Annotated in this window: 9 protein-coding genes; 5 read left to right on the top strand and 4 right to left on the bottom strand. The window is 72.2% G+C overall.

The features are described 5' to 3' along the window. The first annotated feature begins 52 nt into the window (after positions 1-52). The 3 genes from ACQP1P_RS23805 to ACQP1P_RS23815 all read left to right on the top strand — a co-directional run bounded on the left by ACQP1P_RS23805 (position 53) and on the right by ACQP1P_RS23815 (position 1,964). Positions 53-883: an alpha/beta hydrolase gene (locus ACQP1P_RS23805; RefSeq protein WP_433089593.1), complete on the top strand. Its 831-nt coding sequence runs from the start codon at positions 53-55 to the stop codon at positions 881-883. A gap of 35 nt (positions 884-918) precedes the next feature. Continuing rightward, positions 919-1,275, top strand: coding sequence for a tetratricopeptide repeat protein (locus ACQP1P_RS23810; RefSeq protein WP_350619296.1), 357 nt, complete (start codon positions 919-921; stop codon positions 1,273-1,275). An 89-nt stretch (positions 1,276-1,364) separates the two neighbouring features. Next, positions 1,365-1,964, top strand: coding sequence for a hypothetical protein (locus ACQP1P_RS23815; RefSeq protein ID WP_433089595.1), 600 nt, complete (start codon positions 1,365-1,367; stop codon positions 1,962-1,964). A 364-nt stretch (positions 1,965-2,328) separates the two neighbouring features. Here the strand turns inward: ACQP1P_RS23815 and ACQP1P_RS23820 are convergent, their stop codons facing one another. Then, positions 2,329-3,510, bottom strand: coding sequence for a cytochrome P450 family protein (locus tag ACQP1P_RS23820; protein ID WP_433089597.1), 1,182 nt, complete (start codon positions 3,508-3,510; stop codon positions 2,329-2,331). A gap of 66 nt (positions 3,511-3,576) precedes the next feature. Here ACQP1P_RS23820 and ACQP1P_RS23825 point away from each other — a divergent pair, with 66 nt between their 5' ends. Further along, positions 3,577-3,975 (top strand): SRPBCC family protein, encoded by a 399-nt coding sequence (locus tag ACQP1P_RS23825; protein ID WP_433089599.1) that lies wholly within the window; start codon positions 3,577-3,579, stop codon positions 3,973-3,975. A gap of 506 nt (positions 3,976-4,481) precedes the next feature. Further along, positions 4,482-5,129, top strand: coding sequence for a hemerythrin domain-containing protein (locus tag ACQP1P_RS23830; protein ID WP_433089601.1), 648 nt, complete (start codon positions 4,482-4,484; stop codon positions 5,127-5,129). A gap of 625 nt (positions 5,130-5,754) precedes the next feature. On the opposite strand, the gene ACQP1P_RS23835 is transcribed toward ACQP1P_RS23830, so the two are convergent. From ACQP1P_RS23835 to ACQP1P_RS23845, 3 genes are all read right to left on the bottom strand, one after another. Then, positions 5,755-9,921, bottom strand: a complete 4,167-nt coding sequence (locus ACQP1P_RS23835) for a BTAD domain-containing putative transcriptional regulator (protein ID WP_433089602.1) — start codon at positions 9,919-9,921, stop codon at positions 5,755-5,757. Positions 9,922-10,691: 770 nt separating this feature from the next. Further along, positions 10,692-11,630, bottom strand: a complete 939-nt coding sequence (locus ACQP1P_RS23840) for a ribose-phosphate diphosphokinase (RefSeq protein WP_433089603.1) — start codon at positions 11,628-11,630, stop codon at positions 10,692-10,694. Between the two features lie 151 nt (positions 11,631-11,781). Further along, on the bottom strand, positions 11,782-13,080 hold the full coding sequence (locus tag ACQP1P_RS23845) for a glutamate-cysteine ligase family protein (protein WP_433089605.1): 1,299 nt from the start codon (positions 13,078-13,080) through the stop codon (positions 11,782-11,784). Between the last annotated feature and the right edge of the window lie 6 nt (positions 13,081-13,086).

Here is a 13,086-nt window from a genome sequence, read left to right on the forward strand (position 1 = left end):
GACAAAGTGCCGCGTGCTTGCGGTGCGCCCACGAGCGGCGGACCATGCTGCCATGCAGCGCGAAGAACTCGCCCTCACCGGCGGTGGCGGCGTCCGGATCGTGTACGACGCGTGGCTGCCCGAGGCCGCCGCGACCGGAGTTGTGGTGCTCGCCCACGGGATGGGGGAGCACGCACGCCGGTACGACCATGTCGTGGAGCGGCTCGGGGACATCGGACTCGCCGTGTACGCGCCCGATCACCGAGGGCACGGACGCTCCGAGGGCAAGCGGCTGCTGGCGCGGAGCATCAGCGAGTACACACGGGATCTGCATGTGCTCTTCGGCGAGGTGCGGGGCCGCCACCCCGGGCAGGTGCCGTTCCTGATCGGGCACAGCATGGGTGCCATGATCGCGCTCGCGTACGCGCTGGATCACCAGGCTGACCTGCGCGGACTGGTCCTGTCCGGCACGCCCGTGGTGCCGGGCAAGGGCATCGCGAAGCCCGCCATCGCGGTCGCGAAGGTCCTCGGCCGCATCGCGCCCGGCGCGCCGGTGCAGACGCTGCCCTCGAAGCTGATCTCGAAGGACCCGGCCGTGGTCGCGAAGTACGACGCGGACCCGCTCGTGCACCACGGCAAGGTTCCGGCCGGCCTCGGCGGCGCGATGCTCACGCAGATGGCCGTCTTCCAGCGTCGCCTGCCCGAGCTGACCCTGCCCACGCTCGTGCTGCACGGCTCCGAGGACGGGCTGGTCGACGCCGAGTCGAGCCGCCTGATCGCCGAGCGCGCGGGCGCGGACGACCTGACGCTGCACGTGTACGAGGGCCTGCACCACGAGGTGTACAACGAGCCCGAACAGGACCGCGTGCTCAATGACCTGATCGGGTGGCTCCAGGCCCATTGAGGAAGGTTTCGTACCTCCCGTGCGTTGAGGGTGCCATGAACGACATGATCGCCGAGTACCGCAGGGGAGTCCTCTACTTCGACGCCGGCGACCCCATCGAGGCCGCCAAGATCCTGTCCACCGTGCTGGACGAGGAGCCGGGCAACGCCGAGGTGCGGCTGTGGCTGGCCCGCGCCTACTTCGCGTCCGCGCAGCTCAACCGGGCCGAGACGCACCTGCGCGCGCTGGTCGACCGCGATCCGACGGACCACTACGCGTGCCACCTGCTGGGCCGCACCCTGGAGCGGCAGAGCCGTCCGCGTGAGGCGCTGCCGTTCCTGCGCCTGGCCGCCGCGATGTCCTCGGTTCCCGACTATTCGGCAGCGGTACAGCGAGTAGCCGGCACGATCTGACGCGTAGCCCCCGGAGTTTGACCAGCTCGAACACGCGCGGCCAACCCGGGGGCAGCGCCGGGCCCGTTGATCGCCTACGGTGCTCACTCGTGAGGCACTATCCGTGGCGCTCGTTGCTCAAGGGCATCTGGCGGACGCTCGTCGCCCTCGTCGTGACGACGGCGTTCGTCATCCTCGCCGGCATCCTGGCCGGCGGCCCGAGCTTCAAACTGCTCGCGGCCGGCCTGTTCCTGTCACTATTCGCGGCCGTGCCCGGATACCTGCTCTACCGCGTCGGCGCCCCCGACCACACCGCCGGCAGCCGCGTCGTGATGCTCCTGGCGCTCATCGCCGGGTCGGTCCTGGGCGCCGTACTCGTCCTGCCCGTCTACATGTCCCGCGAGGGCGTCCCCACCGACGCGCAGGTCACGCAGGTCGTACGCGCCGTGAGCAGCGTGTCGGAGAAGCGCTTCCCGGCCTACCAGGTCACCGACCGTGCAACGGGCGAGAACCTGGGCCGCCTGCGGTTCCTGGACACCGAGCCGAAGGTCGGCGATACCGTACGTGTTCGCAAAGACCCCCACGGCTGGTTCAACGTCACGGTGGCCGACCCGACCGGCCGCTTCACCAAGCTGGCCGCCCTGATCGTCGCCGTACTGGGCCTGGCCGCGCTCCTCCTGGGCGCGAGCGGCCACATGCCGGAGGACTGACCAGCCGGTACCCGACACCATCGTCCCGGCCCGTCACTCTTGTTGCCCTGCCGTCGATCACCGGCGGGCGCAAGCCGCCATCGGCCTGGTCGGCGCGACGCCCTTGACCTGTGGCGCGGCCCGTGACGTGCTGAGCGCAAGCCGCCATCGGCCTGGTCGGCGCGACGCCCTTGACCTGTGGCGCGGCCCGTGACGTGCTGAGCGCAAGCCGCCGCCACCACGGCCCGGCTCGGCCTGGCTCGGCGCGACCGTTCCGGGCTCAGCCTCTCCTTCCGCATCCCCGCCATGACCCGTCGCAGTCAGCTGGCCGTTGGCTCGCTGCGCCGGTCGCCGTGCCCTGTCGTGGCGCCTCGCTCACGGTCAGTCAGAGCGTCACCGGCAGCGCGGCCGGCCCGTGGATCAGGATGCCCGTCCGCCACACCACCTCCTGCGGCGCCACCGCCAGCCGCATCCCCGGAAACGCCGCGAGCAGATCGGTGAACGCGATCTGCGCCTCCAGCCGAGCGAGGGGCGCCCCGAGGCAGTAGTGAATTCCATGCCCGAACGCCAGATGCTGGTTGTCCCCGCGGTCGAGCACGAACTCGCCCGGCTCCCGGAATCGCTCTGGGTCACGATCCGCGGCAAGGAGTGAGATCGCCACCATGGATCCGGCCGGAATCGTGACGCCACCATACGTGACCGGCTCCGTCGCGGTCCGTGTCGTAGCCGTCTCGACCGGGCTCTCCAGGCGCAGGAACTCCTCCACGGCCGCCGGCACGAGCGAGGGGTCCTCCCGCAGCCGCCGGTGCGCCTCCGGATGCGTCAGCAGCGTGTGCATCCCGTTGCTGATCAGGTTCATCGTCGTCTCGTGCCCCGCGAGCAGCAGCAGGAACGCCATTGACGTGAGCTCGTCCTCGTTGAGCCGGTCACCCTCGTCGCGGGTCGCGATCAGCGCACTGAGCAGGTCACCCGCCGGAGCTGCCCGCTTACGCTCGATGAGTCCCAGGAGATATTCGAGGAACGCGGCCGCCGCCTCGGGCACGCCCGGCCCGCCGGCCGATGCCGAGACGAGCACCGAGGTCCACCGCCGGAAGTCGGCCTGATCCTCGATCGGCACCCCGAGCAGTTCACAGATGACCTGGATCGGCAGGTGTACCGCGTAATCCTCGACCAGCTCCGCGTCGTCCCGGCCCCGGAGCGCCTCGATCAGCGCCGCGCTCAACTCTTCGACACGAGGCCGCAACTCCTCGATGCGCCGAGCCGTGAAGGCCTTCGACACCAGCCGCCGCAACCGAGTGTGATCGGGCGGATCGTACGCGAGCAGGTGCTTGGTCAGCGGCGTACTCGTCGACGTCCTGAGCTGCCGTGCGTTGTCCCCGGCGCCTTGGCGCTTCGACAGCCGCGGGTCGGTCAACGCCGCCTTGCAGTCCGCGTACCGCGTGACGAGCCAGACCTCGAACCCGTTCGGCAACATCACCGGGTGCACGGGCGCTTCCTGCCGCAGCCGCGCGTACACGGGATGGGGGTTGTTCCAGAATTCCTGCGTAAACTGCACCGGCGTTGTCACACATCAACGGTAACCAATCAAAGCCGCAGCCGGGAGTTACCGACTCGATCGTGGCAGGATGGGCGGATGGCGAGCGAGTCGAAGCACATCAGCATCCACATCGCGCGCTCGCCCGCAGAGGTCTACGAATACGCCAAGAATCCCGCGCACCTGCCGGAATGGGCGCCGGGCCTGTGCAGCGCCGTCGAGCGCGAGGGCGACCGCTGGTTCGCGGTCTCGGGCGACAGCCGCGTCGAACTGACCTTCGCCGCCGACAACCCGTTCGGCGTGCTCGACCACGACGTCCACCTCCCGACCGGCGAGGTCTTCCGCAACCCGGTCCGCGTGGTCCCGCACGACGAGGGCAGCGAGCTCACCTTCACGCTGCGCCGCCAGCCCGACATGTCCGACGCCGACTTCGCCCGCGACAGCGCCCTGGTATTGGCCGACCTGGAAGCCCTGAAGCGCATCGTCGAGTCACGCTGACCGCGTGTCAGCCGCACCTCGACGGACGCCGGGACTCGCCACGGACGGTCGCGGGACCTCGGGCGTTCGGGCCCCAAGCCCGAGGCGACCGCCACGCACGTCACGGCCGCGGGGGAGCAGAGCCACGCTGTTCACTCCTGATGCGGGTCGCAAGTCGGGTTGACCGCGACCCGAAAGCACCGCTGACCGCGACTCGGAAGCACCGCTGACCGCGACTCGGAAGCACCGCTGATCAGACGGGCCGCCGCTGTTGCCGGGATCGTCATCAACACCGCCCCGACAACGACCTGACGCCGGCTCGAACCAACCACTGCAATGGACCTGTCGCGCCGAAACGACCGCTGCGTCTGTGTCCTCGATTGCGCCCAAACGCGCGAAGCCCGACGCGGCCCGTCCGCTCGCACACCTGAGGCGCACCGGCCCCGGATCGAACTTGCCGAGCGTGCGCGATACCCACCAAGCCGCCATTAAGTGCTCGCCAACCGTTGTGCCGTCTGCTGTACGGCATGAAGCAATCCGCGCCCAATCTCCTCGGCATCACCATCAACCACCGCTCGATGCGCGGCGACGCCCGCCGTTTCGCCGACGTCACGCGCGGCATCGCGGAAGGCCGGGTCCCCGCGACTCCCGCTCGCGCCAAGGCCATCCACCAGTACCTGACCACGCTCTGCAACGGCATCCACCACCATCACCAGGCCGAGGACGACATCCTGTGGCCGGTGCTGCAGGCCACCGCCGGCGCCGAGATCGACCTTGCCGAGCTCACCGACGACCACGCCCAGCTCGACCCGCTGCTCGACCGCATCCGCACACAGTCCGCTGCCCTCGCCGCGACGCCCGGTGACCGCGACGCCGCCGCACGGCTGGCGGACTCGCTGGCCACGCTGCGTGACCTCCTCGACGAGCACATCGAGGACGAGGAGCGCACGATCTTCCCGGTCATCCGCCGGTACGTCTCCGGCGAGCAGTGGCAGCGAGTCGAGGCCGGCGTCCGCAAGGGCGGCAAGATCGGCTTCGAGCTGCCGCGCATCGAGCGGTACGCCACCGCCGAGGAACTCGCCGAGCTCCTCCGCGAGGCCGGCCCGGTCCTGCGCCTGATCCTGGCGACCGTCCGCCCCGGCTTCCTCCGCCGCGAGAAGGCGATCTTCGGCTGAAGCCCCCGCGGCCGCATCTTCGGCTGACGCCCCGCGGCCGCATCTTCGGTTGACCACTCCGCGACCGCACCGGGTGAAGCCCCCGCGGTCGCATCGCCCGCGCGAGACGAACGACACCGTCCGGCCGCCGACCAGGAGAAAGCCAACGGGCACAGAGGCTTTCTCCCCAGCGGCCGGCCTCGGCACCGCGCCAGACGATCGCCCACGCCGACGACCGGGCTGCGCCGAGGACTGGCCCACGCCGACGACCGGGCTGCGCCGAGGACTGGCCCACGCCGAGGACTGGGCGGGGTCGAGGACTGGGCTGCGTCGAGGGCCGGCCCACGTCGAGGACTGGGCTGCGTCGAGGGCCGGCCCACGTCGTGGACTGGGCTGCGTCGAGGACTGGACCGCGTCGAGGACTGGACCGCGTCGAGGACGGGTCCACGCCGATGACCGGCCCACGCCGAGGACTGGACCGTGCCGGCGACTGGCCCACGCCGACGACCGGTGAGTCCGCACGAGCCAGACACGTTTGGGCGCCACGTCCGGGCGCCGCCACGCCTCGTGTGGGAAGAGCGCAACGAACGCGTTCGGGCGGCACGAACTCCGCCCCGAACATGTTCGTCAGCGTCCCCGCGGAGCGTCACATCCAGGGCGTCGCGCCGGTACGAGCGGCCAGCTCCTTCGCGGCCTCGAAGTGCGCATCGGCGGGCCGGCCGAGCGCGACCGCGAGCTTGCCCAGCACGAGATCGACCGGCGGTCCGGGCACCGTCCCGCTGGCCAGACCCACGAACTGCCCGGCCCACGGCAGTAACTGCGCGTAGCACTCAGCAGCCACCGCGACGTCACCGAGCGCAGCGGCGTTCTCCCCGCGCAGCCCCATCATGGCCAGCCAGTAGTAGTCCTCCCGCACCGGCGTGTCCGGCCTCCACACTGCCCGTGCCTCGTCGAGCCGCCCGGCGTCGACGTACGCGCGGGCAATGAACTCCCCGGCCTCGGACTCCGCAGTTGACAGCGTCCGTAACGGCTCGAGCACAGGCAGGTACGTGTGCCCGAGTCCCTGCGTCAGCCGGACGAAGAACACGCCGATGATGCTGACCAGGTACGCGTTCGGCTGCCCGGCCGCCTCGATCCGCTCCCCGAGCTCGGTGTAGATCCGCTCCGCGGTCGCGTGGTCCCCGGCGAACACGGCCCGGATCGCACCGAGGATCGCCATTACGGAGAGTGTCACGCCCAGCTGGCCGGCCGTCGACTTCTCGAGCGCGCGATCAAGGTGCTCCTGCGCGAGCCGGAGATCGTTGCGCTCCAGCGCCGCCTGGTACAGCACGTGATGCGCCTGCGCCTGGAACCCGAGCAGCCCGGCCCGCTCCGCGACCGCGAGCAGTTCCGCTCCGACTGCGGGGAGCTCATGCCGCCGCTGCGGATTCAGCACCGCGAAGTACCGCGCGTTCAGTGCCTGACACAACACCAGAGCGTCGCCCTCGCTCCTGGCGATGCGCAACGCCTCCGCGCTGGCCTCGTCGCACCGCTCGACCTCGTCGCCCTCGAGCTCGTACACCAGCGTCACGAGCATCCGCGCGCGCAGCCCGGCGGGAAGGTCGCCGCGGGCGAGGGTCCGCTCGAGCAGCTCGACGAGCGGCCGGTCGATGGCCCGGGCAACGCGGATCGACCATGCGACGGGCGCGTCGAACGCCGCGAGTGCCCGAGCGAGCGGCTCGACGTTCGCGACCGCGGCCAACGCCCGCACGAACGACTCCCACTCGCCGAGGTCGGCCGATGACGGTGCGTCCTGGCCCGGATCGCCGACGCTGTTCCACCGTTGCGCGGCCGCCTCCGCGGCGGCCGGCCCATCAGCCGGAAAAACGGCTTCGCTACCGGCCCGTCCACGCCGGAGCCCCCCACCGCGTCCGGCACCCGGGTCCCCAGCTCCACCGCGCCCGGCGCCCGGGTCCCTAACCCCACCACGCCCGACACCCAGGTCTCCAGCGCCACCGCGCCCGGTAGCCAAATCCCCAGCTCCACCTCGCGCGGCACCTTGATCACCGGCCCGGCCGAGCCCGGCACCCGGAACGCTGGCCCCACCGAGCCCGGCACCCGGCTGGCCGGTCCCACCGAGCCCGGCACCCGGCTGGCCGGTCCCACCGAGCCCGGCGCCCGGATGGCCGGCCCCACCTAGCCCGGCGCCCGGAGCGGTGGCCCTACCGAGTCCGGCACCCGCAGTTGCGCCACCGTCACCGACCCCGCCGGTCAAACCGGCGCCGCCGCGAGGTTCGACGCCCGTCACCGCGGCCGCCGCCAGCACCGCGTCCCATCGCACCGTGCGGGCCCCGATCGCATCACCGGAGTTCGCGCGCGCGGACGTCAGCCCGCACAACAGATCCAGGCGCAGCGACGCGGTGTCGGCGCCCTGGTCGCCCGACCCGGGCCGCTGCAGCCCGAGCGCGTCCAGCGCCGCCGCGTACAACTGCGCCGCCTCGCGATGCGCGAAGTACGCCGCCGCCTGCCGCGCCGCCGCCGACCCGTGCCGGGCGGCGCGCACCGCCGAGGCCGGGGTCGCCGCGGCGAGCGCGTGGTGGCCGAGCGCCGCGACGTCGCCGGGGTTGGTCCGCTCCAGCACATTCAGTACGCGCTCGTGCAACCGTCGGCGACGAAGCTGCGGCATGTCGTCGTAGAGCACATCCCGTAGCAGTGCGTGACCGAACCGTACCCGGCCGGGCGCGGGCTCCTCCAGCAGCCCGGCCAGCACCCCCGCCTCAAGGCCGTCGAGCACGGCGTCCTCGTCCTCGGTGAACGCCTCCGCCAGCACGTCGATGTCAACGTCACGCCCGAGGATCGAGGCATGCCGCAGTACCGTCTGCGCCGCCGCGGGCAGCCGCGCCAGACGTCGCCGCAGAATGTGCCCGATGCCGGCCGGAATCGCCCGTACCGCGCTGCCCGCGCCCTCCGCGGAGATCAGCCGTGCCGTCTCCGCCAGGAACAGCGGGTTCCCGCCGGTGCGCTCGTGCACGACCGCCGCGACCTCGGCATCGACCGGCGCGCCGAGATGCCCCGCCAGCACCCGTGCCGCCGCGTCCGCTCCGAGCCCGCCGAGCAGCAGCTCCATCGACCGCGGGCCGGCCAGTGCGGCGCGGGCTGCCCCGAGTTGCGGATGGTCCTCGCCGGTGCGGAACGTGGCGACGATGAGTACGGAGCGTCCCGCGAGGGCGACGGCGACGTGCCGCAGCACCTGCAGCGTTTCACCATCGGCGCGGTGTACGTCGTCGAGCACGACGAGCAACGCCCCGCCGGTCCCGAGCCGCTCGCCGACGGCCTGTGCGAGCTGGAACTGGTCCGCTGCGGCGCGTACACCCGGCGTCGTCGCGCCCGGGAACCGTCCCGCCCCGGGGTACCCGTCGGATGGCGACGTCGATCGCAACGCATCCGCGGGACTGTTGCCATGCGGCGATGGTGAGCGATGGGACTGGGTGCCGTCACCGTGCGTCGGGGTGGCCGGGAGCCGGCCCGCGCGCTCTTGCCCGCCCGGCCGCGATGCGGGTCGGAACGGGTCCGCCGCAGTGCTTTCGCCCAGATCCGGCGAGAGACCGGACTGGGCCGCGCCGGAGCGCGGGTGCGGTGAGCGCCGTTCTTCGCCCGTCGCGGCCTGCGCGTCCGATTCCCAGCCGGCCAGCACCTCGGTCCAGGCCCAGGCCGGCGGCGCCCCGTCGACCTCGGGGCAGCGACCCCAGGCGACCTGCCAGCCACGCTCCGCCATCGTCGCCGAGAACGTCCGGACCAGCGTGGACTTCCCGGCGCCCGCCTCGCCGCCGACCCACATGATCCGCAGGCCGTCGCGCTGCACCGCCTCCGCGGCCGCACCGAGCGCCGCGAGTTCCGCGTCGCGTCCGACGGCCTCGGCGCCCTGCGGCGAGTCGGGCGTCTGGCCGTGGACGGCGATCGTGTTGTGGCGCCCGCCGGCGTCGCTCCGCGTGCCCGAAGGCTCGCGCTCAGCGTCGATCGTGACGACCGGCCGCTGTCCCGCGGCGGGAATGGACGTCGGTGGCGGAGTGTCGGCGGACAGGTGCTCGGCGTGGGCGAGGACGTCCGCTTCGAGGGCTCGAAGGGCCGGGCCGGGATCGACGCCCAGCTCGTCGGCGAGGCGGTCGCGGGCCTGCCGCAGCACGGCGAGGGCCTCGGCCTGCCGTCCCGCCCGGTACAGCGCGGTGGCCAGCACGTGCACGGCCTCCTCGCGCAGCGGGTGCTCCTGTACATGCCGGTCGAGTTCCGGCACGACGAGGGCCGCCCGCCCGAGCCGCAGGGCGACGCGCCCGGCCGCCTCCACGCAGGCGAGGCGCAGCTCCTCGAGGCGGGCCGCCTCGGGGGTCGCCCAGCTCTCGTCGGCGAACTCGGCGTACGCGGGACCGGCCCACGCGTCGAGCGCCGCGCGCAGCAGCCGGTCGGCCTCGCGTGGGTCGGACTCGCTCAGCTCGCTCCCGCGTCGCAGCAGCGACTCGAACCGCCACGCGTCGACCTGCTCGTCCGGCAACCGCAGCGCGTACCCGGGCGCCATCGACACCACGACCGTCGCCGGCGTGCGCGGGGCCCGTCCGGGTTCGAGCGCGCGGCGGAGGTTCGAGACGTACACCTGCAGGGCCGCGAGCGCCTTCGGCGGCGGCTCGCCCTGCCACAGGTCGTCGATGAAGCGGTCTGTCGGCACCACGTGTCCGCCCGCGGCCGCGAGCCGGGCCAGCACCGCCCGCTGCCGCGGCCCGCCCGCGTCGGCCGGGCTGCCGCCGACCTCGATCCGCAGCGGCCCCAGCACGTCGACGCGCACGGTCGGTGTCCGGTTACTCCCTGCCGCGCGACCGGAAGCCCCAGCCGATCCGTCAAAGCGGTCACCGCCGCGCGCCGCATCAGTCACGGAAGGTCACGAACATCGGAGCTCACTTACCGTCGGCGCCAGAAACAGGTATCTCCCGGCATCCGATCATGGTCCCATCGTGCGGACAACCGATGTGCGGAGATCGGACACCCGCTTTGCCCCGGCACGCGCAGATCCGGATCGCCGAGCGGTGCGCGAGTGGCCTGTGTGGCGACCCGTAGCGTGCGATCCGTGACGCGGAGTGCAGCGATGCACACATCGGACTCCGGGAACACGGTGCGTACGCGCCGGAGTGCGGCTGGAACGGAGCGTGCGCGCCGGGATGTGGACGAACCGGGGCGTGCCTGCCCGGAAGCGGAGAATTCCTCACTCGCTGCGGGGGCGGGGTCCGTGCAATGCATCGGGCCGCAAAGGGGCCCTCCGCGGCCCGATCACCCGTTGGTGCCGTTGATGTTCACCCGTCCGTGTCCAGGTGGCGCAGCGTCGGCGGGCAGGCGTAGTGAAATGACCAACCCGGCGAGAGCGGCGCGCGGCTAGGCAGCAGGGCGAACCGACTGACTAGCCGCGCGGTGCAGTGGTGCCGAACGGACCGCTCTGGGAGCGATGCGGTGCAGTGGTGCGAAGGGACCGCCTGGGAGCACTGGGGTGCAGTGGAACGAATGGAGCGACCCGGAAGCGGCGCGGTCCTGTGGGACGAGCTGACCACCCTGGGGCAGTGCGGCTCAGTGGAACAGCGAGCTGACAGACTCGCCGTTGTGGATGCGGCGCATCGCCTCGGCCATCGCCGGCGCGATCGACAGCACCCGGAGCTTCGGGACCCACTTTTCCTTCGGCAGCGGGACGCTGTTCGTGCACACGATCTCCAGGACGTCCTCCTCGACCTGCAGTCGTTGCAGAGCGTCAGCGGTGAAGAGACCGTGCGTACACGCCACTCGGATGCTCGACACACCCCGCTCGCGGAGCCGGTCGATGAGCTCGAACACCGTGCTGCCACGGGCGATCTCGTCGTCCAGGACGATCACGTCGCGGCCCTCGATGTCACCGATCACGGTGCTGATGACCACGCGATCGTCGGAGAAGCGTTGCTTGGCGCCGGCTGCCACCGGTACCGACAACATGCGCGCGAATGCCGAAGCAGGCTTCGCGTTGCCCAGGTCCGGCGACACGACGACGGCGTTGGACAGGTCGTGGCCGCGGAAGTGGCCGGCCAGCTCGCGCAGCGCGTGCAGGTGGTCGACCGGGACCGAGAAGAAGCCGTGTACCTGCGGCGAGTGCAACGTCAGCGTGAGCACCCGGCTCGCACCGGCGGCCGTGAGCAGGTCGGCGACCAGGCGCCCACCGATCGAGATGCGCGGTTCATCCTTTTTGTCGGATCGGGCGTACGCGTAGTGCGACATGACCACCGTGGTCCGCGCCGCCGACGCGCCGCGGGCGGCGTCCAGCATGAGCAGCAGTTCGACGAGGTGCTCCTGCACCGGCGGCACCAGCGGCTGGATCAGGAACACGTCCCGCTCGCGGCAGTTGGCCTGCAGTTGTACCTCAAGACAGTCATTGGCGAAACGATCTACCCGAACGGGCAGCAGCGGCACCTCGAGCTGCGCGCAGATCTCCTCCGCGAGCTCGGGATGCGCGCTGCCACTGAACACGGCGATGTCGCGCACGGGCGGGACTCCTCGAAGCCGGGGCCTGGTCACCCCGTTGATACCACACCTATGCGGCGCGTCAGCTGCTGCGGCGCATCGTCTGCGGGGCAGCGTCCTGTGAACACGGGGATGTCGCGCATGAGCGGGACTCCTCGAAGCCGGGGCCTGGTCACCCTGTTGACACCACGCCCATGCGGCGCGCCCGCTGCTGCGGCGCATCGTCCGCAGGGCAGCGTCCTCGCAGAACGTAACGGTCGACGAACTGGGCCACCGCGTCACGCACCGCAAGCGGCGCGCCACTGCGGGCGAGCACCGATTGGGCCGCCGTGAAGCAGGCGAGCGCGGCGGCCGCCGTCGCCGGGTCGGCGAGCCCGTCGCGGGCGGCGGCGAGCCAGTCGCGGTGCCGGCGCAGCGGCGAGCGCAGGTGCTCGGTGGCGTCGGCTGCGGCCTGTGAACCCTCGGGGTCGTCGAGGAGTGCGGTGACGACGGCCGCGGGTACCACCCAGTCGTCGCCCGCCTGCTGGTCGATCATCCGCAACTCCAGGTAGCCGCGCGGTCGCACCGGCGGTACCAGGGTGCCGAGGTGGCGCTCCAGGTCGGTGAGCGTCACCGGGCGTGGGCCGTGCCCGCGCAGCCAGTCACGCATGGTCAGCCCGTTGGGCACGTGCCAGCGCTCGCCGGGCCGGGCGACCGGGTCGTCGTCGGCCGGCGCGACCATGGCGACCTTCGCGGCGAGCGCGTAGCGGGCCCAGGCCTTGCGCGGGTCGTCGGTGCGCCGCGGGGCGCGGGTGCGGCTGGCGTCGGTGCCGAATCGCAGCGCCTGGCGGTAGGAGACCCAGCGGCGCCCGGCCCGGGTGACGTGCGGGGAGTTCGCGAAGGCCGCCATCATGACCGGGCCGATGGCGTCCGCGAGCCACCAGCGCCGCGCGAAGTGCGACCAGTCGTCGGCTTCGGCGCCCGATCCATCGGTACCGGAGTCGAGGCACACCTGGATCGAAGCGGAATTGGTCATCACGGTGCGTCCCCGGGTGCCCGACCGGTCGTGGTACTCGGCCAGCGCCACATAGCGTGGATGATCCGTCACCAGCCGCGGCCGGCGCACCGTGTCGAGGCCGGTCCCGTCGAGATGCAGCCCGTGCTCCGCCAGCGCCGCCCGCACCAGCGCCAGGTCGCCCGCGAGCGCGCCCAGGCACTCCGTCAGTGACGCGCCGACCGCGCTGGACAGCTCCAGCTGGCCGCCCGGCTCGATCGTCACCGCGCTGCCGCCCGGCAGCGGGTTGCCCAGATGTGCCACCAGCCCGAGCAGCCGCGCCGGCGCGGGGCGATGCAGCGGCCGACGCGGATCACGCACGCAGTACTCGAGTTCGATCCCCACGCGCCCGACGGGCCCGACCCGGAACCCGGCGGCGGCGACGTACGCGGAGGCGGTCGTCTCGGTGAGGAGGATGGCGGATGTCGTGTCGTTCACGGCGGC

It is taken from the genome of Dactylosporangium sp. CA-052675 (genome assembly GCF_050947935.1).
Lineage (GTDB): Bacteria > Actinomycetota > Actinomycetes > Mycobacteriales > Micromonosporaceae > Dactylosporangium.

Bases quoted from the DNA above. Each gene is read 5' to 3' on its own strand.
- ACQP1P_RS23805 (WP_433089593.1), top strand. From the start codon at position 53: ATGCAGCGCGAAGAACTCGCCCTCACCGGCGGTGGCGGCGTCCGGATC.
- ACQP1P_RS23810 (WP_350619296.1), top strand. From the start codon at position 919: ATGAACGACATGATCGCCGAGTACCGCAGGGGAGTCCTCTACTTCGAC.
- ACQP1P_RS23825 (WP_433089599.1), top strand. From the start codon at position 3,577: ATGGCGAGCGAGTCGAAGCACATCAGCATCCACATCGCGCGCTCGCCC.
- ACQP1P_RS23830 (WP_433089601.1), top strand. From the start codon at position 4,482: ATGAAGCAATCCGCGCCCAATCTCCTCGGCATCACCATCAACCACCGC.